Source organism: Paraburkholderia piptadeniae (assembly GCF_900007165.1).
Taxonomy (GTDB): domain Bacteria; phylum Pseudomonadota; class Gammaproteobacteria; order Burkholderiales; family Burkholderiaceae; genus Paraburkholderia; species Paraburkholderia piptadeniae.
Map to the genome: position 1 here is coordinate 25,892 of NZ_CYGY02000021.1, position 21,715 is coordinate 47,606.

The following is a 21,715-nucleotide window of genomic DNA, read 5'->3' on the forward strand; positions in this document are numbered from 1 at the left end:
AATAGAACCGGCAAACCCTTCATCAGATATGTAGCGATCACACGCGCTGCCGGCTTCCGCGGGATCATGCTAGGCGGACATGGCGGTCCGAGCTCGCGCTCTGGCGGCTTCGCGACGCAGGTTCAAGCGCTCATAGACGTAGGTCAGTGCAAGGTTGATCGGCACAGACGTAGGATCGTATGCCCGGCTCAACTCAAGTATCTGCTGCGCCGACGCATAGCGCCCCGTCTTCATCATGCTGTCCAGCAGGATCTGATCGAACAGTCCGCGTTGCGCGTGGCTGCCGCCAATTTCGAGCAGGCGCGGAACAGCGGCGCTCATTTTTCGAAACGCCAGCTCATAATCGCCACGCGCGTGAGCCAACAGACCCTCGCATGCAGTCAGGCAAACTTCTCCCCAGGCAGCACGTGTCAGCGCGGGAGCATGAGCAACGAAAGTACGGAGGTGATCTATCAACTGATCGGTCTCCGGCAATTTCGCCTTAGCCAGGCCATACAAATACTGCATCGTCAGGAACGGTTGCACGAAGTCGCTTATTCGCACCTTGATGTACTGCCCGAGATCGGCCCAGCGATTGCCAACATCGACACCCACCAGCTCTAGTCGCATCAGCAACGACACCGCTCCGATCTGATCCTGCGAGTACTCTTTCCAGATGCCCCAGATGTGTTTGTCATAGATTTTGAGTACGTCCTCGTAGCGTCCCTGGCCGATCAGGAATAGCGAAAGATGCCACCAGTTGTGCGTATACATGAACGAGTTCAGGTCGACCCACGTCTCGCTCACGTCAGTCATGAAGTCCAGCCCGTCCTGTGTGCGCCCGCGCGTAAGCATGACATGCGCCATCGCGTGATGGGCCCACGGCTCCTTGCGCTTCATCGAGATCGCCTTGCGCGCTGACGCCTCAGCTTCGTCAATCAAATGACATTGCTCGTAACCGAATGCGGCCAGGCCGTGCATGTAGGGAACGTCCTGATTCCGGTCCATTACCTGATCGGCCACCGACAGCATGCCCGCGCAGTTGCCAAGGTTGAAGTAGTGGTACTGGGCCTGCTTGACGACCGCGAGATCGCGCGGGAATTCCTTGGCCACCTCGTGCGAAAGCTCCAGCACACGTCCAATGTTGCCGTCGACCCAGCCGCGCACGACAGCTGCCGTCATCTGCTCGCGACGTGCCGCGCCCGCCGCAGCCGCTTCAGCCTTCTCGAGATACGGGCGGGCGAGGCCCGGCGCATCGGTGCTCTCAAGAAACATGTAGAACAGTGCCGCGTACGCGTTCGCGATGCAGTTGTCCGGCGCCTCGTCAGCCGCCTGCAGAATGTTCGCGGCCTTGTTGTCGTAAGCGAGAAAGCCTTCGATAAAGTCGTTCACGCCGGCGAGCGTCGCATCCGAATCGACGGTCACGGGATTACCCAGCCAGTCTTGCTTCATGCTTGTCTCCTGATCAAGTGACCTTATTTATTTTTCACTCACGACCTTTCGGTGCATGGATCGATGAGAAGTGTGGGATCTAACGCTCCTTCGATCAAATGCTCTTTTTCGACCTAATTCATCGGCTTTTTCGATGAATGATCCGCCTTTTTTTGGATTGGCCTTGCCGTGTGCCGTTGATTCGCCGCCTGTTCCCCAATGCGAATACGTCGGTACATGGCGCAGGCGTATCGGAATGGATTGTGATGGGGGAAGCGCCGGATCAATGGTGTGCCGCGAGACGCTCAGTAGACCACTTGACCGCACGACACAGGTGCGAACTCGGGGTGTCGCGCGCGAACATCGTTCACTAATCGATCCAGTCCGGCTCGCAAATCTCGCTTGAGGTCTTCCGTGTCCTCTAAGCCAATCTGAAGACGCAAGGCCAATCCGCCAGGTTCCCATCGGGTAACCGTGCGATATTCGCTGCAGTCGAAAGGGATGATCAGGCTTTCGAAACCACCCCACGAATACCCCATACCGAAGATAGCCATGTTGTCCAACATGGCCGCGACTGCCGGCTTGTCGAACTGCGGCTTCAGAATCATGGAGAATAAGCCCGTTGATCCGTTGAAGTCGCGCTTCCAGAGTTCATGTCCCGGACAAGACGGCAAGGCGGGATGCAGTACTTGCATCACTTCGGGTTGCTGGGCCAACCACGACGCGATCTCGATTCCTCGATGTTGCGCGGCCTCGAGTCGTAGGTGCATGGTGCGCAGTCCACGCAACGCCAAAAAACAGTCCTCCGCGCCCGGTAGCATTGCAAGGCTGTCGTAGGTTTTCCTAAGCTCGGGCCACGTTTCGGTGTTCGCGCTTACCAGCCCCATCAGTAAGTCTGAATGCCCACCTAGATACTTGGTGCCTGCCTCGATCGAGAGATCGCATCCGTGATCGTGCGCACGGAAGAAAATCGGAGTCGCCCACGTATTGTCGATGATGGTCTTGAGGCCGCGCGCCTTCGCAATACGAGTGATCGCAGGCACGTCCTGAATCTCAAAACTTTGCGAGCCCGGGGACTCCAGGAAAATGGTCGACGTGTTAGCTCTGATCAATTGCTCAATGCCCGCCGCGATTTCCGGATTGTAATACTCGATTTCTACGCCGAACTTGGCCAGAAGGTCGGCGCAGAATACACGGGTTGGTCGGTACACGCTATCTGGCATCAGCAAGTGATCGCCGCTCTTAAGTGTCGTCAACAGCGCCAGACCAACCGCGCCCAGACCCGACGGCGAAATGACGGTCCCTGCGGCGCCTGCGATTGCGCTCCATGCCGACTCCAGGCTTTCGATGGTCGGCGTGCCGAGCGTCCCATAGGCAAACCTGGCGCGGGAGTTCTCCAAGTCGTCCACAGTCTTGAAAATAACCGTGGAACCTCGATACACCGGTGTATTCACAAATCCATACTGGTCCTGCGGATCTCTACCCAAACGGGTCAGTTGTGTTTCCATTCCGAACTGTTCGGCGTCGCGCTTCATCACAAACTCCAATGCTCAATCAAAGTTGCATCCACATTCCGCTGACACACGTACCTGCAATCACTACTCAAAGAGCCTGAATAGCGGCGACACCATCAACAGCAACCCGTAGAGAAACACAAAGTAAACAGCCCCTCCCCTGAGATTTCGCAGCGAAGGCACGCGCCAGGCCAAATAAGACGGCACCAGGCAGGTAGTGATCCCGTATGTCGGTCCTGTCAATTGAAGGATCAACATGGTGGAGAAATTTGCCGATACCCATACCCACAGCATCAACACGATCGCGCATGTAACGCCGACATCGACGGCTGACTTATTCAGGTATTCCGTGCGAACGAAGCGTGCCGACATGTTGAGCACGATGCCCCGCACCGCTTCGTTGAAGCCCAGGTAGATGCCAAAGAATGCGCTCACGATCGCGAAGATATCAAGCATCACGGACATGGCCTTGACCCACGCTCCTGGCATCACCTTGGCGACAATTGCGAGTGCCGAAATGTTGTGCTCCAACGCATACGCCGCGTCGGCCTGGCTGATTGTGAAAGCAAACGAGAACGCAAAAAACAAAACCGACACGACGAGAACGGCATACGCGATGCGGTTTGCGCGAACGATGCGATACGCCGCGACGCGGGGATCCGATTCGAGCTTGCGGTAGGCGATGTTCATGGGATTCAGGATCTGCACGTACAGGATCGAGAACAGCGCAAAGGGCAGCGTCGTCAGGACATCTCGCACGAAGTTGCCGACGTCCAACGGGCGGAGGATATTCTGGACGTTCCAGTGGGGCACCATCACAACGGCCATCGCGACGATAATCGTGAACTTCACAGCCACCATGGGGCCCGCCACCTTGAACAAGAGCCGTTCCCCCTGGGCGGAGATGACAACCAACACTGCGATCAGGGCAAGGCTGTACCAACCGTTGTCGGACAGTGCGTGGTCGGTGATATGGAATGTTTGCAGGTAGGAGGCGCTGTCATACGTGATCGACGTCGCGTATGTGACAATGGCGCCGAATAGCATGACGAAATATACAAACGCGAGCGCGATGCCCCAGTTCTTGCCTAAGTAGTGGGAAATGGCTCCGGCGTAGTCCTCCCTTACCTCGGACTGCATCAAGGTGCGCAAGAACAGGTTTTGCAGGTGATACACCGCGGGATAGGACAGCGCGATAGCGGTAAGGAACACCCACCCCCCCTTGAGTCCCACCTGCACGGGCATGAAGACAATGCCCGACCCGATGGCCATCCCGATACAGAGGACGATCCATCCGAAGTCGTAACCCGTAAAGGGAATCTCCAGCAGCGGCTCGCTGCGTGCGAGCGTAGGAGTCTTGATCGTTGACATGCAGGTGGCTCCTTTTTTTTGAACGCAGGGTGTCATGCGCCAGAGATGCGCGAAGCGAGATGGACACGCCGCGCTTCCCGCCCTCTAATCTTGAACAGGTCGAAGTATGGTAAGAAAAGAAAAAGATGTGCATACTGCATTTTTGTCATGAGAAAATGCATTCTATGCACGACCCATTGCGCCGCCTGGATCTGAATCTGCTGCTTGTGTTCGACGCGCTCTATCGGCACCGCAGCGTCGTGGCTGCGGCCGACGAATTGGCCCTCAGCTCTTCTGCATGCAGCCACGCGCTGTCACGATTGCGCAACACCTTTGCCGACGACCTCTTTGTGCGTTATGGAAGTGCAATGCAGCCCACGGCCCTGGCGGACCAGATGTCGCGGGCTGTCTCCGATGCGCTCGGCCTGCTCTCTGACAATCTGAGTTCCGCCGGTCCCTTTGTTCCGGCGACTAGCACGCAGACCTTTACCCTAGCGGCCACGGACTTCACTGCATTCGCACTGTTACCGAGCTTCATGGCCCGGCTGCAGGCGCTTGCCCCTGATTTACGTGTCAAGGTGGTGTACTCCAGTCATCGCGACTCGCTGGAAGATCTCGCGGCAGGGCGCGCTCATTTCGCGCTCAGCTTTGCGGATGCGGACAGCGCGCTCAGCGAGGGGGTGGAGTCCTTTGAGGGCTTCACTGACGACTATGTCGTCGCAGTGCGAAAGCTTCACCCACGCATCTCGGACACCCTGTCTATCGAGCAATATCTGCACGAGAAGCATGTCGCCGTGCTGCCCTGGACGAGTTCCGGCAGTGTAATTGACGAGGCGTTGAAGAAGAGCGGGCATCGGCGTCGCGTCGCAATTCAGCTGCCGAGCCTCATGGCCGCTCCTTTCATTGTTGCCAACACCGAGTTGCTGCTCACGTTGCCTCGACGAGTGGCAGAGCAGTTGCGCTCAACCTCTCATCTCGAGATTTTTCCAACTCCCTTCGATACTCCCCCGTACACGCTCAAGGTGTACTTCCATGTTCGGTATGCTGGCACACCAGCCCACGCCTGGATGCGGGAGCAACTGCTTCGAGCACTTGACGATACGCCAAACGTGACGCAGCACGCCAGGAGCAAAGGAAAGTGAGGGAGATGAACGCCAAGCTCTGCAGGTCGGCAGATACTGCACGTCTTGCAGCATGAGCTGAAGATCATTCAGTACACGAGCCAGTCTAAAAACATAACATCCCCGAGGTTACAATTTCGCATGTTAGGTGACATCCATGACCAACGACATTCAGTTTCGCCAGGCCCGGCCCATCGATGTTGACCGCTGCTACGAGATCGAGATCTCTGCATATGAAGGCGACGAAGCCGCAACACGCGAAAAGATCGCGACGCGCATCGAGCAGTATCCTGAGGGATTCCTCGTCATGGAGCGTGACGGTTGCGTGATTGCCTTCATCAACTCGGGTTGCGCTTACGACGTGGTTATGTCCGACGAGGCTTTCAAGGAACTCATCGGGCACGACGCTCAAGCTCACAATGTTGTCATCATGTCTGTCGTTGTCGACCCCGCCGAGCAGGGAAACGGCTACTCAAGCGTGCTGATGCAGACCTTCATTGACAAGATGCGAGCAATGGGCAAATCCACCATTCACCTGATGTGCAAAGATCGCCACGTCGAGCTATATAAAAAGTTCGGGTACCAATACGTCAAACCTTCCGACTCTGATCATGGCGGTATGACGTGGAACGAAATGGTGATGGCCCTCTAGTGTGGCGAGTTAGAAGTTCGTTGCATTATTAGAGCGTGTCAGGAACCTTGAAGTACTGGCCCTGCATGAACGAGCATGAGCATGGCGAAGACCAAACAATGAAGCCCAGCAAGGGTTTTCGGGTAGCCGCTCACAGTCCCGTCCGAGGCCGAAGCGGTCAAGCCATCCAAAGCTGCGCTCGACCACCCACCGCCGGGGCAGCAATACAAATCCCTTTATTGCTTCCTGCAGTTTGATCACTTCAGGCCGGGTCGTTGTCTTTCGTCAACGATTGCCCGGTGGGGACGGAACCAACGAGTGAGCGTGGCGGGTTTTATGAGAATTGCAGTTCTGGAGGAGACGCAGGCGCAAGCCGTTTTCGTGTGCCGGACGCTGTCGGCGACGGGGCACACCAGCCATGCGTTCGCGGATGGACACGCGCTGGTCGCGCAACTGCGTAGCCAGCCGTTCGATCTGCTCGTGCTCGATCGTGATGCGCCGGGCCTGTCGGCTGACGAGGTGGTGCACTGGGTCCGTGAGAATTTTAACGAGTGTCTGCCCGTCCTCCTGACGACGAAGACAGACGATACGTCCGGCCAGATCACGGACGTCGACGATTGTCTCGTCAAACCCATCAGCGCGGCGACGCTGCTCGCGCGCGTCGGCATGCTGCTGCGCAACCCTGGCCAGGAGCCGGTGGCCGAGAAGGAAGTGTTCGGCGCATACGAATTCGAACCGGGCTCGAAGCGCGTCCGTGTGCGCGGCCATGCCGTCACGCTCACACACAAGGAATTCGAACTCGCGTTGCTGCTCTTCAAGCATCTGAGCAGGCCGCTGTCGCGCTTGCATATTCTCGAAGCGATCTGGAAGCAGGCGGCGGCCATTCCATCGCGCACGATCGACACACACGTGTCGATGCTGCGCGCGAAGCTCGGCTTGCGTCCCGAAAACGGCTATCGCCTGATGCCGATCTACGGCTATGGGTATCGGCTCGAACGGATCGAGAAGGGCGACACAGGGACTTAAGCGGCTGGTGCTACGTCAGCCCAAGCGCTTCGGCCCGCGAATGCTTGAGCTGAACCGGCACGATGCCACTCGTCTGTGGCACATCACCACCGATCTAGCCAGCAAGCACGGCTTGCTTCTGCCTTGAGCATGCCGACCGTTGAAGAAGCAGAGGCACGATGTTCTGAGTCAATCTCTCATCTCAACACAGAAGATATCTTCGATCAGGCTATAGTTCTATGCGTGTATTAACATGGATCTGACCGACCGGTAGCGGATAAAATACGCGGTCTTACCCTCGGAGACGGGGATGATAGACAGTTCACATGTCTGTTCAGCACTCTATGGTGTGTGCATGAACTCGAACTCGATATGGCATCGAAACTCGACCATCATCATGCCTTCTGCGTAGAGACAAGAGGTTTTTTAGCAGCTGATTCTGCAAGCTGAGGAATAAAACTATGTCACGCATTGTCATCATCGGTGGGAGCGGACACATCGGGAGCTACTTGGTACCCAGACTTGTCGACCTAGGGCACGAGGTAGTAAACGTGAGCCGTGGTTCCGCCAAACCTTACCGACCACACTACGCGTGGAGCCAGATCGAAAACGTAACGATTGATCGAGCAGCAGCAGAAAGATCTGGTCAATTCGGCGCGAAAATCGCGGATCTTGCTCCGGATATCGTTGTCGATATGATCGCATTCGATCTCTCCAGCACGCAGCACATAGTTGAAGCGCTACGGGGAAAGGTTGAGCATTATCTTTTCTGCAGCTCGATCTGGGTCTACGGGCGCTATGTCACCGTTCCATCGACTGAGGCAGACGCGCCGAATCCTATAGACAGTTACGGCAAGGGCAAAGCCGAGATTGAGTCGTGGCTCATGCGCGAGGCACGATTAAACGGCTTCCCCGCCACTTGCTTCCGGCCTGGCCATATCGTAGGTGAAGGTTGGGTACCTATCAATCCGACAGGCAATGCGGACCCAGACGTCTATTCGTTGATTGTGCGCAGTGACGAACTGGTTCTTCCGAATCTCGGACTTGAGACAGTGCATCACGTTCATGCCGATGATGTCGCGCAATGGATCATTCGGGCGATAGAGAATCGGGCTGCATCAGTCGGGGAGGTATTCAATACTGTTTCTGAACAAGCGGTTACCCTGCGAGGCTTTGCCGAAGCGGTTTACCGTTGGTTCGGGAAGGAACCCCGCATTGCTTACAAGCCCTTCGACGAGTGGATTCTCTGTCTCGGCGAATACGCGGAGAACACTCGCGGTCACGTGATCCGCAGTTCTTCGCACTCGGTCGAAAAAAGCCGCCAACGCCTCGGGTATCAACCTCGGTACACGAGCCTTCAGGCCGTCTATGAGTCGCTCCAGGCGCTTATCGCTGATGGGATCGTCGTCGGCCCTGCCGCCAACCTCTGAATCATCATCTAACGGTCAACAACGCGCGCTCCTCAGATTCGTTCAGGGGCGTCCCCGACGCTGCGCCATCGCGGGGTTACGCTCAAAAGGCAACAAATACTTCGGTAGTGCCGGCGAGTCCGAGCGGTCCTCCGCTTCCGTGATACGCCAGGTCGTCACAGGGCATATGGCCTCAACTGACACACCGACGACGTGAATGCCGAGAACGGATGCGCGCCCTCTCCCGGCTTGTCCGCGCTCAGTGGCTGCACGTGGATCGATATCCGGGCGCGTGAGCTGTTCGCTTGAACGTGTGAAGATCGCGACCGGACTGGCCGCGAGAGCGTGAGCGGCCCGGAGCGGCTCAGTGCATATTGCAGGCCGATCCACGTTTTGAGCTAATGCAGCCCGGGCACGCCGGCTCGCCGCAGCAGCGCGCCCGGGCCCACACCCGACAGCTGAAGGTCCGGACTCGTGGGCTGCCTCCATACTCTCGCGTCGGGGCACGCAATTCTCAAGTAACTGAAGCTCGTGCCCGTCGACGAGCGTACGCCGAAGCACGAGATCGCCCATGCGCGCGTGCTCGAAAACATGGTGGCGGAAACCGCATCGCATGATGCGAAAGCGCTGAAGTGCTGCGCGACGCCGGCCGGCATCTCGGTCTCGCGTTACGCGCTGTCGCCGCCGTAGCGGACCCGGAGGCAGTTTTTCTGGCGGGAGAGGTCGGGCCATTCGGAGGGCTATCTGGAAGGCGTGCGCGAAGCCTTCACCGAGGATACGGCTGTACCCGTCGTACCATCGACCGTCACCAACGACATGGCCGCGATCTGGCTCGCGCTCGAGGCCTTCGTGTACTCGCGGTTGAGCGACCTGATGGATTAAATCGGACGCATCACCCGTTATAAAAGCGCCGGCGCGCATCGCGAAGCCACAATCGCACCAGATGGCGCTTCCGTTCCTCCTCATCGAAGTCGACGAACTGCGTGCGTCGATGCCCGCAGCGCAGGTTATCGACGATCTGAATCTGTCCCGGCTCGAAGAAAAACTCGCGCGCCCATTGCGGTTCGCGCATCACGGCTTCGAGCGTTTGCAGCGCGTCGAGGGTCTCAGTGTCCATTTCCCGTTGGGCCATCTCATAGCCCGCAATTACATGGCGATGCGACAGCCTGCACACCATGCGTCCGCCTTCGTTCTGAAAAAGCGGATGGCTGATGAGGGTCGCGTCGCCGGGTGCGTGCTCGCGCTGGCGGTCGAAGATATATGGCCTGAAAAGGCGCGGCAGTAGTTGCGGATAACGCTCGATCATCTGGTTGTACACCGTGTAGAAGCTCACGATGCTGCTCACGCCACCCTGCTTCGCGGGCCGCAGGCAGAGAAGCGCCACATAGTCCGGCGGGCAGATGTTATAGCTGTTGTCCGTATGAAAATTCTGTTCCGCGCTGGTGATGTCGGGACGCACGCCGTTGCCCGGCGGCTTGCCGAGATCGCGCACGTCGTAAATCATCTTGCCGTCCCAGCTCTGCGCGACCGGACGCGAGACCATTTGCGCGAGCAGCCAGTAGACCGCGGTCGCTTCCTGCTTGCTCCATAGTTCCATCGGCAGGCGGTCGACGATCACAAAGCCCGGCCCTTCGATCAGCAGTTGCGATGCTTCGCGCATCATCGCGCAGCAGCGTTTGAGCGAGAAATCGTCGGGACGCAACAGCGCGGTCGGCAGCGGATTCGCGCGCAACATTGCAACGACTTCGTCGAGTTCGCGCCGACAGGCCTCGCTGATCTTCACCATGCCATCGTCCGGCGCCAGAGAAGCACGCGTCCAAGCGATCGGTCCGCTGAACGGCGTCATGCGCACCGGCTCATTTGGTTCGCGCGTGGCTTCTTCCAGTATGATTGCTTGATCTTCCATCTCATCTCCTTGTTCTCGTGAGGGTGCGTCGTCGTGAAACCAGTCTACGACGTACCCCTGCCGCAAGATAGCGAGACATTCCGATCGTCACTCATCGAAATAGTCGATGAAGCGGCGCATCCCTCACACGACAACGAGCAATGGATATCCGGCAGCTTGAAACCTTTCTTCGCATCGTCGACACGGGAAGTTTCGGCGCCGCCGCGCAAACGCTCAATGCCACGCAATCGACCGTGTCCGCGCGCATTCGCGAGCTGGAACGGTCGCTGGGCGTCGAGCTATTCGACCGCAGTCAGCACCGCGCGCGTCTCACCGCCAAAGGACAAGACCTCGTTGCAGCGGCGCGCGAAATCGTCAGGCTGGCTTCGAATGTGCGGCACCGAATCGGCGACAAGGATGCGCTGACAGGCACGGTACGGCTCGGCGTCGTTAATCTTGTTGCGATCACCTGGCTGCCGAAGTTGATGAGCACGTTGCGCGAGCGTTATCCGAATCTCGCCGTCGTGCTGGACATGGGCCTCACAGCGCAGCTCGTCGACAAGCTGCGAACCGGCGATCTCGATCTCGCGCTCGTGACGGGTCCTGTCGTGGAGAGCGGACTGCAAGCCATATCGCTCGGCTTCGATCAGTTCGTGTGGATGTGCGCACCCGAGCTCGACGTTCCCTCGCGCAAGCTTACGCCCGCCGAACTCGCGGCGTGGCCGGTGCTCGGGCTGTCGTCGCAATCGCATCACTATCCGGTGATCGAGCGCTGGTTTCGCGATGCACACGCCGACTATCGCCCGGTCATCTCGTGCAACAACGTGCGCGTGCTCGCCGACCTGACCGTGACAGGACTCGGTGTGAGCCTGCTGCCGCGCATGTCGTATCACGCGGAAATCGCAGCGGGAAGGCTTCGCGTGATCGATACCGCCCCACAACTCGGGCCGGTGGAATTCGTCGCGCTGCATCGGCATACGGCGACCGATCCGGTCGTGGAAGCAGTGGCGTCGCTCGCGATGGAAACGAGCGAGTTCGAGCGCGGCCCGACGTCTGACGCTTAGTAGGCGGCGCGCGTCTCTGGCGCCGGCCTCGCGAACATGCGGAATGTCGCGAGCAAAGCAATGAGCGCCGCGAACGACAGCCACAACGCGGGCACCGCGCGGTTCTGCGTGACCTGAATAAGCGCCGTGCAAATAAATGGCGTGAAACCGCCAAAGATAGCTTGCGCCAAGCTCCATACGAGCGAAAAGCCCGTGCCGCGGATATTCGCGGGCATGATCTCGGTGAGCGCCACCACCATGCCGGCCTGATACGAGCCGTAGATCATCGCGTACCACACTTCGACCACGAGCAGACGCGTGAAGCTCGGCGTCTGAACGAGCCAGAGCATTGCCGGATAAGCGGTGAGAATTACGAGCACCGCGCATACCGTGAGCACCGCGCGCCGCCCCACCTTGTCGGATATCGCGCCGACTATCGGCAGCATCGTGAAGTTGACGATGCCCACGGCCATCGTCACGATGAACGAATCGATCGCGGGCAGCTTCAGCACGCGCGAGCCGAACGTCGGCGTATAGGCGGTGATCAGGTTGAACATAACGGCGGTGAGCGTCACGAGCATGATCGCGCCGCCGATGATGCGCGCATTGTCCCTGAGCGATGCAAATATCTCCTTGCTCGACGGATGCCGCGTGCGCGATTCGAACTCCTTCGTTTCGCGCAGGCGCTTGCGAATCACGAAGAGCACCGGAATGATGAGACAGCCGATCAGAAACGGAATGCGCCAGCCCCAGCTGTTCATCTGCTCGGGCGTGAGCGCGAATCGCAGGCCCACACCGAGCAGCGCTGCGAACACGACGGCGGCCTGCTGACTTGCCGATTGCCAGCTCACGAAGAAGCCACGTCGTCCCGGTGGCGCGATTTCCGCGAGATAGACTGACACGCCGCCCAGTTCCGCGCCGGCGGAAAAGCCCTGCAACAAACGCCCGATCACGACGATGACTGGCGCCGCGATGCCGATCGTGTCGTAACCCGGCACGAACGTAATCATGAGCATGCCGGCAGCCATGAGCGCGAGAGTGAGCAGCAGGCCCGCGCGGCGGCCGCGCCGGTCGATGTACGAGCCGAGCACGAGCGCGCCGATCGGCCGCATCAGAAAGCCCACGCCAAACGTCGCGAACGACAGCATCAGTGAGACGAACTCGTTGCCGCGCGGAAACAGTGCGTGTGAGATCGACAACGCGTAGAAGCCGTAGACCGAGAAGTCATACATCTCGAGGAAGTTGCCGCTCGTCACGCGCAGGATCGTGCGCGCCGATGACTCTCGCGTCTTGCCGGATGTGCCAGATTGCATGATTCGTCTCCATCGGATGCAGTTCATGCCCGGCCTCTTTCGCGAGCTCCAGGTTCGCTACGGGTGCGAGCGCACTTACGCTTGACCGCATTCTGCGACGATGCGATCATCGTGTAAACCAAATTATGATTTTTGCATCCTATAAATTAGGATTAAATCCGCGGGAGAACATCATGAGCATTGCGCGCTTGCGCGATTTCGTCGGCGAGCTCACGGATATCGTGCGTGACGGCGCACGTGAAACCGTCATCCTCGACGACCTGCGCGCGCCGATGTCGCGCCTGCTCGCGCACGATGACTGGCTGCCGGACGCATTCGCCGCGCCACATCCCGAGCACTATCAGCAGTACCTGCTGCATTGTGATCCGAAGCAGCGCTTTTCCGTCGTGAGCTTCGTGTGGGGTCCGGGGCAAAAGACGCCGATTCACGATCACACCGTGTGGGGCATGATCGGCATGCTGCGCGGAGGCGAGGAATCGACTCGCTTCAAAACGCGCGGGGCTGTCATGCCAATGCTCGCCGGTGAATCGTGCGTGCTCGACGTCGGCGATATCGATTGCGTCTCACCGACGGCCGGCGACGTGCATCGGGTGCGTAACCTGTATGACGATCGCGTGTCGATCAGCATCCATGTCTACGGCGCGAATATCGGACGCGTGCAGCGTCATGTGTATGACGAGGCGACGGGCAGCGTTAAGGCGTTCGTGTCCGGGTTCTCGTCGACCGTCATACCGAACTTGTGGATGCTCACCGACGACGAAAGGCGAAGCGCGGTTGCGTGATGCATCAACCGCGCGCTTCTCCTCAAGTCGAGTCGCCGTCGCACGTCACGGAAAGACGGGCAGATGCCACTGCATCGTAAAAGAAAGAAGCCAGAAGGTCAGGACCGTCACCGGCGCCAGGAATACGAACTGAAGAAACGTGAACGTGATGATGTTGCGCGCCTTGAGGCCGACGATGCCCAGGAGCGGCACCATCCAGAACGGATTGATCAGATTCGCCAGCGCCTCCGACCCGTTGTACGTCATGACGAGCCACGCCAGATTGCTGTGCACCGCGGTGCCGGCGCTGAGGATATATGGCGCTTCCAGCACCCACTTCGCGCCGGCGGACGGCACGACGAAACCCATGAAGATCGAATACATGGAGACGATCACCGGCAAGCCGTGCTCCCCGCTCAGGCCGATGAAGAACTCGGAAATATAGTGCGAAAGCGGATGTCCCGACGCATTCATCGCTGTAGTGAGAATAGCCGCGACGCCCGCATAGATCGGGAATTGCACAATCACGCCGCCCACGGACGGCACGGAATCGCTGACCGCCTTGAGGAAGCGCGCCGGGCGCCACTGCGCCAGCAGTGACAGCGCGAGCACCAGAATCAGGTATGAATTGAGATCGGACGTCATGGCCATCCAGCCCTTGCTCATGCCCTGCACCGCAAGCCATCCGAGCAACATGCCGCCCACGACAATGACGAGCAGCGGACTGTTCTCCAGCCAGTCGCCCGGACGCGTGCTGAGGCGCGTCTTCACTTCGTCGCCGACGGAAATTTTCAGATCGGCGGCCGTGCGACAATACTTGCCCGTCGGTGCGGTGACGTAAGCGACCAGCATGGCGACAGCCGTCATCACGCTGATGGTCACGAGGTTCTGCCACGTGAAGATGGTTTCGCCAAACGGAATGAGGCCCGAGATCGCAAAGAGTTCCTTGGGAAGGCTGGCAGGCGTGGCGTGCAGCAGCGCGGCCGACGACGACAGCCCGAGGTGATCGACCGCGCCGATGCCCATGAAGGCCGCGGCGCTGGCGGCACGATAGTCCATCTTCAGCTCGCGCCGGCGTGCGAGCGCCCTTACAAGAAGCCCGGCGAAGATCAGGCCGAAGCCCCAGTTGAGCAACGCCGTCAGGTTCGCGATCAATACGATATACGCGACTGCCGATTTACCGTTGCGAGGCACTGCCGCCACCCATGTGATGAGTTTGCGCATCGGCGGCGACACCGCGAGCGTGTAGCCCGTGACGACCACAAGCGCCATCTGCATCGAAAACGGCAAGAGCTTCCACAGGCCGTCGCCGAATGATTTGACCACCGCTATCGTCGGCGCACCGATCAGCAACGCGCCGACGGCTACGGCGAGCACCGCGAGCATGGCGATGACGAACGAATCCGGAAACCAGCGCTCCATCCAGTTCGAGATGCGAATGGCCAGTCTCTCGAACCCTTTCGTGTCGGCCGGATCCGCAACGAGCTCACGCGAGCCCGCGTCCGATGCTTCGACCAACCCGCCTGTATTCAGGTCCATGCAGTTGTCTCCCGCTGATGTTGGATTTGGGGGTGTCACGTACGACTAAGAAATATCGTCCTGCGTTACAGGACATTCATCTCAAATAGCTGCGTAAATCGTGACATCGCTCGACGAGAACCGTCAAGCGGATTTGTCGTCTGCGAGGGGAATTCTTGGACGCGCGAAAGCGCCGGCGATGTGCCGGGAACATCGACAACGGGAAGTGGACAGCGAAGTGAGTGAAGTGGAAGCGCGCGTGCGTCAGTTCACGCGCTCGTGTGAAGACTTAACGCGCGCACAGCACACGCAAAATGCCTTTTGTCTCGTCGAGCACCCTCGACGTGAGTTCTTTCATGCGCTTCACCGTCAGACGCTCGAGCGGCCCCGAAATGCCGATTGCCGCAACTGGCGACCTGAACGCGTCGAAGATGGGCGCCGCGATGCCGCCCCCCTCTTCCCATTCGCCGCGATTGATCGCATAGCCGTTGAGCGCCGCGCGCGCGAGTTGCGCTTTCAGCTCAGCGAAATCCGTGATGGTGGATCGCGTATACGCGACGAGATTCGTCAGATGCCGTTCGAGGTAATCCTCGCTTTGATACGCGAGCAGAATCTTGCCCGTCGCCATGCAGTACGCGGGCACGTGCGTGCCGAGAATCGAATGCACGCGCACCGGTTGCAAGCTCTCGATCTGGTTGACATAGACCACATGCGCGGCATCCAGATCTGATAGATGCACCGTCTCCTTCGTGAGATCCGCAAGTACGCGCATGTGGCTCGACGATGCGTTCCGGCCTCCTCAGGGAATTCCCTCGATTCTTTCGAAGTTTCTTGACCGGATTTTCACGCGATGCGAGCATCCGTTAAACCATATTTTGAATGTTTCGTCCTATTTTATAGGATTCAAGGAAACCGATGGCGAAAGCCCGGAGGCGCAATGAGCAGCGAGGCAAAGGGACAGGCGAGCGCAACGAACGTCGTGCGCGTCGTGAGCGGCAACTTCCTCGAAATGTACGACTTCATGGTCTACGGCTTTTATGCGTCGTCGATCGCGAAGGCCATGTTTCCGAGTGACAACGAGTTCATCTCCCTGATGCTCTCGCTCGCCACGTTCGGCATGGGCTTCCTGGCGCGCCCGCTGGGCGCCATCGTGCTCGGTTCGTACATGGATCGTCACGGACGGCGCGCGGGCCTCATCCTCACGCTGACGCTCATGTCCATCGGCATCTTGATGATCGCGGTCACGCCAACCTACGCGAGCATCGGCGCGCTCGCGCCTGTGCTGGTCATCGTCGGACGATTGCTGCAAGGGTTCTCCGCGGGCGCGGAATCGGGCGGCGTCTCGGTATATTTGTCTGAAGTCGCGCCGCCGGGCCGACGCGGTTTTTTCGTGTCGTGGCAGTCGGCGAGTCAGCAGGTTTCGGTACTGCTCGCCGCCGTGCTCGGCGTCGCGCTGCGCTTTACGCTGACCAACGAGCAGATGGACGCTTGGGGCTGGCGCATTCCGTTTCTGCTCGGCTGCTCGATCGTGCCGGTGCTGTTCTGGATTCGCCGCTCGGTCACGGAATCACACGTCTTCAAGGCGCAGAAGCCGCAAAGCGTCGGCGAGATCTTCAGGTCGCTCGCGCTCAACTGGCGCATCATTCTTTGGTCGACGATGCTCGTCAGCCTGACCAGCATCATGTTTTACCTGATCACCGCGTACACGCCAACCTTCGGCCGCGCGGAGCTCGGCCTGAAACCGATCGACACGTTCTATGTGACGACGTGCGTCGCGCTCACGACCTTCGTGATGATTCCCGTGATGGCGGCGCTGTCCGATCGCATCGGACGCAAGCCGCTACTCGTCGGCGCATCGCTGACGATCGCGATCGTCGCGTGGCCCGCGATGACCTGGCTCGTCGCGGCGCCATCGTTCATGAGCCTTCTGCTCGTGGAAGTGGGATTCGCGTTTATGTACGCGTCGTATCAGGCGGCGCTCGTCGTGACACTGACCGAAATCATTCCGGCCAACGTGCGCGGCACCGGCTTCTCGCTCGCATATAGCCTGTCACAAGCCGTGTTCGGCGGCTTCACGCCGGCCATCTGCACGATGCTGATCCACACGACGTCGAACAAGGCGATGCCCGGCGCGTGGCTCGTGACGGGCGCATTGTTCGCGCTGCTCGCGACGCTGGTGATCGTGCGTTCCGACAAACAGCCGGCGGGTGAAGCGTCCGCGCCGGCCGTCTCGTGAACGTAAGCGGTGGCGGCGATTACTTCCGATAACCCATCGCGCGCGAAATGTTCGATGCCGCTTCCTGCACGGCCGGCGCGAGTTCCTTCATGCGCTTGAGGCTTAGCCGCTCCAGCGGCCCCGATATGCCGATGGCGGCAACAACCGCACCGAACGCATCGAAGATGGGCGCCGCGACGCCGCCCACGCTCTCGCGCCATTCCCCGCGATTCATTGCGTAGCCGTTGGCCGCCGCGCGCGCGAGTTCGGCCTTCAGCGCCGGCAGCGCCGTGATGGTCGCCTTCGTATGCGCCTCGAGGTGAGTCAGATTGCGCGTCAGATATTCCTGGCTCTGATGCGCCAGAAGAATCTTGCCGGTCGCGACGCAATACGCGGGCGCATGACCGCCGAGCACGGAATATGCGCGCACGGGCTGCGCGCTCTCGATCTTGTCGACGTACACGACCGAGGCGCCATCGAGAATGGACAGATGCACCGTCTCCTGCGTCAGATCGACCAGCGCGCGCATGTGGCTCGCCGCGAACTGCCGCACATCGACTGTCGCCATCTGCTTGGCGCCCAGCTCGAACAGCTTGAAGGTGCTGCGGTAGTTGCCGGTGGCCTCGTCCCGGGTCGCGTAACCCGCATGCGCGAGCGTCTGTAAGGTGCGATGTGTATTGCTTTTCGTGAGCCCGACTTGTTCCGCCAGCACCGGAATTGTGACCGGCTTGCCGTTCTGGTCAGCGAGCGCCTCCAGCAACATCAGGCCTTTGAGCAACGTCTTGTCCATGGTCCTAAAAATTAGGATTAAAAGCTCATTTTACACTGGGCCCAATCGGCAAAAAGCCTGTAAATCCGGGCTTTGAGGGCTTCGGCTGCCCGCGCGACGCGCTGCGCATCAATCGCGGAATGGGTGTTTTCACCGATCTTCATATCCTATTTTATAGGATGTTAGTTTCAACTTTTGGTTTACATGCGTGTGGCAGCGCGTCACAATGGTCGCAAGCGAGTTCGGGCGAACGCGCCGGACCAGACGGACGCACAACGCGCCGCCGCGTACCAATAGACTGCCGGAGGAATTGAATGAATCAGCCGCTTCAGGGAATCAGGGTCATCGAGTTCTGCAATGTCGCTGCGGGGCCGTATTGCGGCATGCTGCTCGCGGACATGGGCGCGGACGTCATCAAGGTCGAGCATCCCCAGGGCGGCGATACGCTGCGCGCGTGGCCTCCGATTACCGACGGCTTTAGCGAGAACTTTGCTTCGCTCAATCGCAACAAGCGCTCGGTCACGCTGGATCTGAAAAATCCCGATGACATCGAGCAGGCCAAGGCGCTCATCAATACCGCCGACGTGGTCATCGAGAACAATCGTCCTGGCGTGATGAATCGTCTCGGTCTCGGCTACGAAGCCGTCCGCGCGATGAAGCTGGGCATCGTCTATTGCTCGATTTCCGCGTACGGGCAAACGGGTCCGCGCTCGCAGGAAGGCGGCTTCGATCTGACCGTTCAGGCCATGAGCGGCATCATGAGCATCACGGGCGAACCCGACGGGGCGCCGGTCAAGTGCGGCGTGCCGCTCGCGGATTTCTCGGCGGGCCTCTATGCGGCGTTTTCGGTGGTGTCCGCACTGCGCGGCGTCGCGCAAACGGGCGAAGGCACGCATATCGATGTGCCGATGCTCGGCGCCACGCTCGCCATCGCGGCGCTGCAGACCTCCGAATATTTCGGCACGGGACGCGATCCGCAGAAGCTCGGCTCGGCGCATCCGCGCAACGCGCCTTATCAGGCGTTCAAGGCGCGCGACACCTACTTCGGCATGGCGGCGGGCAACAATGCGCTGTGGAAATCGGTGTGCAGCGTCGTCGGTCGTCCCGAGCTCGAAGGCGACGCGCGTTATACGACCACCACGCTGCGCGCGCAACATCAGGTCGAACTGCGCGACACGCTCGAAGCGATCTTCGCGAACCATGACGCGGAGCACTGGATCGCGTGCTTCCGGGAAGCCGGTGTGCCGTGCGCGCCGATCAACACGTATTCGCAAGTGCTGGTGGACACGCAAGTCGAGCATATGGAATGGGTGCAGCCGCTCGAATTGCCCAACGGCGTGCGGACGAGGACGTTCGCATCGCCGGTCAAATTCTCGGGACAGACGCCTGAAATCCGCATGCGGCCACCGGGTCTCGGCGAGCACAACGCCGAATTGCTGAAGAAGTCGGAGGTCGAGGCGTGAGCGATATCGTCATCGACAAGCAATCGACGCATTGGGCGATCACGCTCAATCGCCCTGACAAGTTGAATGCGCTGTCCGCGAGTATCGTCGAAGAACTGATTCAGGCATTCGACGAAGCCGAAGCCGCGCATACGCCGCTCGTCACGCTTCAGGGCGAAGGCCGCTGCTTCAGCGCGGGATTCGACATGAGCGGCGTGGAAGCGCAGAGCGAAGGCGATCTCGTGCTGCGCTTCATCCGCATCGAGATCTTGCTCAACAAGATCGCGAGTTCATCGTGCTTCACGGTGGCGCTCGCGCATGGCCGCAATTTCGGCGCGGGCGTCGATCTGATCGCGGCATGCAACCTGCGCGTCGCAGCGCCTGGTTCGACCTTCCGCATGCCCGGGCTGAAGTTCGGTCTGGTGCTCGGTTCGGCGCGTTTTGCGCGCATCGTCGGCACGCTCGAAGCGCGGCGCATACTCGAAACGGCCGCGACCTTCGATATCGAGCGCGCGAACGCGAACGGTTTCATCGAACGCATCGCGGGTCCGGAAGAGCACGTCACGGTGATCGAGGAAGCGTTAGCGCGCGTGAACGCCCTGCCCGCGGAAAGCCGCGCCCTGCTGCGCCGCGCGCTGGACACCGAGCAGGCCGACACGGACCTCGCCGCGCTCGTGCGCTCGGCTGCCGTGCTCGGCATTCACAAGCGCATCGAGGCGTATCTCGCCTCGTCGAAGAGGGCGTAGGAGACATCGACATGAGTTCGGGATTTGCCAGCAAGGACAAGGAACTCTCGCTCGCCGAACTGGTGGCGCTCGTGCCGAACGGCGCGTCGCTCGGGCTGGGCGGCAGTTTCCTGCATCGCGGGCCGTTCGCGTTCGTGCGCGAACTGATCCGTCAGGAAAAACGCGACATCGAGATCGTCAAGCAGTCGCCCGGTTACGACATCGATATTCTGTGCCGCGCAGGCGTCGCGTCGCGGGCGCGCTGCGGCATCGTCGCGATGGAAGGGAATTTCGGGCTCGCGCCGTGGTACCGGCGCGCGATCGAAAAAGGCCACTTGAAGCTCGAAGAGCATGCATGCGCAACGCTCACCGCCGGTTTGCGCGCGGCCGCGTTCGGCGTGCCCTTCATGCCGTGCGGCGGCGTGCACGGCAGCGAACTGGTGCGCGTCAACGACTGGAAGTGCATCGACGATCCCTACGGCAGCGGCCAGCAAACCTACGTCATTCCTGCGATAGCGCCGGACTTTGCCGTGATTCACGCATCGAGCGTGGACCGGCTCGGCAACGTGCGCATTGCGGGCACGTATCACTGGGACCGCATCATGAGCCGCGCATCGAAAAGCGTGCTCGTCGTCGCCGAGGAAGAGTCCGACGAGAACTTCGCCGATCAGCCCGAACTCACCGTCGTGCCGTATTTCATGGTGCAGAACTACGCGATTGTGCAGAACGGCGCATGGCCGGGCTCGTGCTGGCCGTCGTATGCGATCGACTATCCCGCGGTCGAAGCGTATCTGGAAGACGGCGCGGACGCACTCGCCCGTCATATCGATGCGGCGCCGGAAGCAAAAGCGGCGGAGGCACATAAGCATGGCTGAAAACTGGAGCGGCTTCTCATACATCGTCACCAATCTCGCGCGTTTCATCCGCCCGGACGAGATCACGTTCAGCGGCGTGAATTCGACACCGCCGATGCTCGCATGTCTGCTCGCCAAGCGCGCATATGACTGGGACTTCGTCTATATCAACGTCGCGGGCGGCGTCGATCCGTCGCCCTCATCGATTCCGATTTCGAGTTCCGATCCGCTGCTAGCCGAAGGTTCGGCATCGATCTTCGCCAACGAAGATTTCTACGATCTCTGCACACGCGGGCGCATGGACCTTACCTTTCTCGGCGCGGCACAGCTCGACGGCGAAGGCAACGCGAACAACTCGTGCATCGGTGACTGGTCGCATCCGAAAGTGCGTCTGCCTGGTGGCGGCGGCGGCGCGGTGATGCTGCCGACAGCCAAACGCGCCTGCACATGGCGCACGGAGCATTCGAAGCGAACGCTCGTCGAAAAGCTCGATTTCGTCACATCGTGGGGCGGCATGCATGGCGTCGTCACGCCGATCGCGGTGTTCGTGAAGCGCGACGGCAGGCTCGCGTTGCAATCGTGGCATCCGGAATCGAGCCTCGATGAAGTGCGCGAGCGGACCGGATTTTCGTTCGAGGCCACCGATGCCACCCCGACCGCGCTGCCCACCGCGCGCGAACGTGAGGCACTCGCCGCGCTGGACCCGCAAGGGACATTCGAACGCGACGCAGCCATCCGGCTCAGGTAACG

Annotated in this window: 21 protein-coding genes and 3 pseudogenes; 13 read left to right on the forward strand and 11 right to left on the reverse strand. The window is 59.9% G+C overall.

Annotation, left to right across the window (positions count from 1 at the left end; all coding sequences use genetic code 11):
• Positions 1-69: 69 nt before the first annotated feature.
• The 3 genes from BN2476_RS09390 to BN2476_RS09400 form a co-directional block, all read right to left on the reverse strand.
• The gene (locus tag BN2476_RS09390; protein ID WP_235850771.1) at positions 70-1,371 is read right to left on the reverse strand and encodes a tetratricopeptide repeat protein; all 1,302 of its coding nucleotides are present in this window, start codon (positions 1,369-1,371) and stop codon (positions 70-72) included.
• 344 nt (positions 1,372-1,715) lie between these two features.
• Entirely contained in the window at positions 1,716-2,945 is a 1,230-nt protein-coding gene (gene metC / locus BN2476_RS09395) for a cystathionine beta-lyase (protein ID WP_087733875.1), read from the reverse strand.
• 63 nt (positions 2,946-3,008) lie between these two features.
• The gene (locus BN2476_RS09400; protein ID WP_087733876.1) at positions 3,009-4,295 is read right to left on the reverse strand and encodes an amino acid permease; all 1,287 of its coding nucleotides are present in this window, start codon (positions 4,293-4,295) and stop codon (positions 3,009-3,011) included.
• Positions 4,296-4,459: 164 nt separating this feature from the next.
• Between BN2476_RS09400 and BN2476_RS09405 the strand changes: the two genes are divergently transcribed.
• Together BN2476_RS09405 and BN2476_RS09410 are read left to right on the forward strand one after the other, a co-directional pair.
• On the forward strand, positions 4,460-5,416 hold the full coding sequence (locus tag BN2476_RS09405) for a LysR family transcriptional regulator (protein WP_235850772.1): 957 nt from the start codon (positions 4,460-4,462) through the stop codon (positions 5,414-5,416).
• 136 nt (positions 5,417-5,552) lie between these two features.
• On the forward strand, positions 5,553-6,047 hold the full coding sequence (locus tag BN2476_RS09410) for a GNAT family N-acetyltransferase (RefSeq protein ID WP_087733878.1): 495 nt from the start codon (positions 5,553-5,555) through the stop codon (positions 6,045-6,047).
• A 38-nt stretch (positions 6,048-6,085) separates the two neighbouring features.
• Here the strand turns inward: BN2476_RS09410 and BN2476_RS09415 are convergent.
• Positions 6,086-6,290 (reverse strand): annotated as a pseudogene (locus BN2476_RS09415) (transposase); the annotation flags it as partial.
• A gap of 72 nt (positions 6,291-6,362) precedes the next feature.
• Here BN2476_RS09415 and BN2476_RS09420 point away from each other — a divergent pair.
• Both BN2476_RS09420 and BN2476_RS09425 read left to right on the forward strand, forming a co-directional pair.
• Entirely contained in the window at positions 6,363-7,052 is a 690-nt protein-coding gene (locus BN2476_RS09420; protein ID WP_087733965.1) for a response regulator transcription factor, read from the forward strand.
• A 440-nt stretch (positions 7,053-7,492) separates the two neighbouring features.
• Complete coding sequence (locus BN2476_RS09425) at positions 7,493-8,461, forward strand: NAD-dependent epimerase/dehydratase family protein (protein ID WP_087733879.1); 969 nt, start codon at positions 7,493-7,495, stop codon at positions 8,459-8,461.
• Between the two features lie 161 nt (positions 8,462-8,622).
• Here the strand turns inward: BN2476_RS09425 and BN2476_RS49910 are convergent.
• Positions 8,623-8,835 (reverse strand): annotated as a pseudogene (locus BN2476_RS49910) (choline dehydrogenase); the annotation flags it as partial.
• 136 nt (positions 8,836-8,971) lie between these two features.
• Between BN2476_RS49910 and BN2476_RS46995 the strand changes: the two are divergent.
• Together BN2476_RS46995 and BN2476_RS49295 are read left to right on the forward strand one after the other, a co-directional pair.
• A complete protein-coding gene (locus BN2476_RS46995) occupies positions 8,972-9,130 on the forward strand; it encodes a hypothetical protein (RefSeq protein WP_162497865.1) in 159 nt (52 codons plus the stop codon).
• 63 nt (positions 9,131-9,193) lie between these two features.
• Entirely contained in the window at positions 9,194-9,322 is a 129-nt protein-coding gene (locus tag BN2476_RS49295; protein ID WP_268957876.1) for a hypothetical protein, read from the forward strand.
• Between the two features lie 10 nt (positions 9,323-9,332).
• On the opposite strand, the gene BN2476_RS09435 is transcribed toward BN2476_RS49295, so the two are convergent.
• Complete coding sequence (locus tag BN2476_RS09435) at positions 9,333-10,346, reverse strand: TauD/TfdA family dioxygenase (protein ID WP_087733880.1); 1,014 nt, start codon at positions 10,344-10,346, stop codon at positions 9,333-9,335.
• A gap of 140 nt (positions 10,347-10,486) precedes the next feature.
• Here BN2476_RS09435 and BN2476_RS09440 point away from each other — a divergent pair, with 140 nt between their 5' ends.
• Positions 10,487-11,389 (forward strand): LysR family transcriptional regulator, encoded by a 903-nt coding sequence (locus BN2476_RS09440; RefSeq protein WP_087733881.1) that lies wholly within the window; start codon positions 10,487-10,489, stop codon positions 11,387-11,389.
• Here BN2476_RS09440 and BN2476_RS09445 read toward each other — a convergent pair.
• Positions 11,386-12,681 carry an MFS transporter gene (locus tag BN2476_RS09445; RefSeq protein ID WP_087733882.1) on the reverse strand — a complete coding sequence of 432 codons (1,296 nt, stop codon included), beginning with the start codon at positions 12,679-12,681 and terminating at the stop codon, positions 11,386-11,388. The genes BN2476_RS09440 and BN2476_RS09445 overlap by 4 nt on opposite strands.
• A gap of 173 nt (positions 12,682-12,854) precedes the next feature.
• On the opposite strand from BN2476_RS09445, the gene BN2476_RS09450 reads away from it, so the two are divergent.
• Entirely contained in the window at positions 12,855-13,463 is a 609-nt protein-coding gene (locus BN2476_RS09450; RefSeq protein WP_087733883.1) for a cysteine dioxygenase family protein, read from the forward strand.
• Positions 13,464-13,508: 45 nt separating this feature from the next.
• Here the strand turns inward: BN2476_RS09450 and BN2476_RS09455 are convergent, their stop codons facing one another.
• Positions 13,509-14,981: a short-chain fatty acid transporter gene (locus BN2476_RS09455; RefSeq protein WP_087733884.1), complete on the reverse strand. Its 1,473-nt coding sequence runs from the start codon at positions 14,979-14,981 to the stop codon at positions 13,509-13,511.
• Positions 14,982-15,249: 268 nt separating this feature from the next.
• Positions 15,250-15,735: pseudogene (locus tag BN2476_RS09460) on the reverse strand (IclR family transcriptional regulator); the annotation flags it as partial.
• A gap of 162 nt (positions 15,736-15,897) precedes the next feature.
• Here BN2476_RS09460 and BN2476_RS09465 point away from each other — a divergent pair.
• Positions 15,898-17,196 carry an MFS transporter gene (locus tag BN2476_RS09465; protein WP_087733886.1) on the forward strand — a complete coding sequence of 433 codons (1,299 nt, stop codon included), beginning with the start codon at positions 15,898-15,900 and terminating at the stop codon, positions 17,194-17,196.
• A 19-nt stretch (positions 17,197-17,215) separates the two neighbouring features.
• Here the strand turns inward: BN2476_RS09465 and BN2476_RS09470 are convergent, their stop codons facing one another.
• Both BN2476_RS09470 and BN2476_RS49300 read right to left on the reverse strand, forming a co-directional pair.
• Entirely contained in the window at positions 17,216-17,965 is a 750-nt protein-coding gene (locus tag BN2476_RS09470; RefSeq protein ID WP_087733887.1) for an IclR family transcriptional regulator, read from the reverse strand.
• A gap of 17 nt (positions 17,966-17,982) precedes the next feature.
• Complete coding sequence (locus BN2476_RS49300) at positions 17,983-18,108, reverse strand: hypothetical protein (RefSeq protein WP_268957878.1); 126 nt, start codon at positions 18,106-18,108, stop codon at positions 17,983-17,985.
• A gap of 150 nt (positions 18,109-18,258) precedes the next feature.
• On the opposite strand from BN2476_RS49300, the gene BN2476_RS09475 reads away from it, so the two are divergent.
• The 4 genes from BN2476_RS09475 to BN2476_RS09490 are packed head-to-tail and all read left to right on the forward strand — an operon-like array spanning position 18,259 to position 21,713.
• Positions 18,259-19,407, forward strand: coding sequence for a CaiB/BaiF CoA transferase family protein (locus BN2476_RS09475; protein WP_087733888.1), 1,149 nt, complete (start codon positions 18,259-18,261; stop codon positions 19,405-19,407).
• Entirely contained in the window at positions 19,404-20,132 is a 729-nt protein-coding gene (locus BN2476_RS09480) for an enoyl-CoA hydratase/isomerase family protein (RefSeq protein WP_087733889.1), read from the forward strand. The genes BN2476_RS09475 and BN2476_RS09480 overlap by 4 nt, the downstream gene beginning before the upstream one ends.
• Before the next feature lie 11 nt (positions 20,133-20,143).
• On the forward strand, positions 20,144-20,986 hold the full coding sequence (locus tag BN2476_RS09485) for a CoA transferase subunit A (RefSeq protein ID WP_087733890.1): 843 nt from the start codon (positions 20,144-20,146) through the stop codon (positions 20,984-20,986).
• Positions 20,979-21,713: a CoA-transferase subunit beta gene (locus tag BN2476_RS09490; protein WP_087733891.1), complete on the forward strand. Its 735-nt coding sequence runs from the start codon at positions 20,979-20,981 to the stop codon at positions 21,711-21,713. Before BN2476_RS09485 ends, BN2476_RS09490 begins: the two co-directional genes overlap by 8 nt.
• Positions 21,714-21,715 lie beyond the last annotated feature (2 nt).

What these genes read in the sequence shown, in the direction of transcription:
- BN2476_RS49300 (WP_268957878.1), bottom strand. Translation starts at nt 18,108, where the DNA reads ATGAAGATCGGTGAAAACACCCATTCCGCGATTGATGCGCAGCGCGTC.
- BN2476_RS09410 (WP_087733878.1), top strand. Translation starts at nt 5,553, where the DNA reads ATGACCAACGACATTCAGTTTCGCCAGGCCCGGCCCATCGATGTTGAC.
- BN2476_RS09400 (WP_087733876.1), bottom strand. Translation starts at nt 4,295, where the DNA reads ATGTCAACGATCAAGACTCCTACGCTCGCACGCAGCGAGCCGCTGCTG.
- BN2476_RS09435 (WP_087733880.1), bottom strand. Translation starts at nt 10,346, where the DNA reads ATGGAAGATCAAGCAATCATACTGGAAGAAGCCACGCGCGAACCAAAT.
- BN2476_RS09485 (WP_087733890.1), top strand. Translation starts at nt 20,144, where the DNA reads ATGAGTTCGGGATTTGCCAGCAAGGACAAGGAACTCTCGCTCGCCGAA.
- BN2476_RS09455 (WP_087733884.1), bottom strand. Translation starts at nt 14,981, where the DNA reads ATGGACCTGAATACAGGCGGGTTGGTCGAAGCATCGGACGCGGGCTCG.
- BN2476_RS09425 (WP_087733879.1), top strand. Translation starts at nt 7,493, where the DNA reads ATGTCACGCATTGTCATCATCGGTGGGAGCGGACACATCGGGAGCTAC.
- BN2476_RS09440 (WP_087733881.1), top strand. Translation starts at nt 10,487, where the DNA reads ATGGATATCCGGCAGCTTGAAACCTTTCTTCGCATCGTCGACACGGGA.
- BN2476_RS09490 (WP_087733891.1), top strand. Translation starts at nt 20,979, where the DNA reads ATGGCTGAAAACTGGAGCGGCTTCTCATACATCGTCACCAATCTCGCG.
- BN2476_RS09470 (WP_087733887.1), bottom strand. Translation starts at nt 17,965, where the DNA reads ATGGACAAGACGTTGCTCAAAGGCCTGATGTTGCTGGAGGCGCTCGCT.
- BN2476_RS09475 (WP_087733888.1), top strand. Translation starts at nt 18,259, where the DNA reads ATGAATCAGCCGCTTCAGGGAATCAGGGTCATCGAGTTCTGCAATGTC.
- metC (WP_087733875.1), bottom strand. Translation starts at nt 2,945, where the DNA reads ATGAAGCGCGACGCCGAACAGTTCGGAATGGAAACACAACTGACCCGT.
- BN2476_RS09405 (WP_235850772.1), top strand. Translation starts at nt 4,460, where the DNA reads ATGCACGACCCATTGCGCCGCCTGGATCTGAATCTGCTGCTTGTGTTC.
- BN2476_RS09465 (WP_087733886.1), top strand. Translation starts at nt 15,898, where the DNA reads ATGAGCAGCGAGGCAAAGGGACAGGCGAGCGCAACGAACGTCGTGCGC.
- BN2476_RS09445 (WP_087733882.1), bottom strand. Translation starts at nt 12,681, where the DNA reads ATGCAATCTGGCACATCCGGCAAGACGCGAGAGTCATCGGCGCGCACG.
- BN2476_RS09420 (WP_087733965.1), top strand. Translation starts at nt 6,363, where the DNA reads ATGAGAATTGCAGTTCTGGAGGAGACGCAGGCGCAAGCCGTTTTCGTG.
- BN2476_RS09450 (WP_087733883.1), top strand. Translation starts at nt 12,855, where the DNA reads ATGAGCATTGCGCGCTTGCGCGATTTCGTCGGCGAGCTCACGGATATC.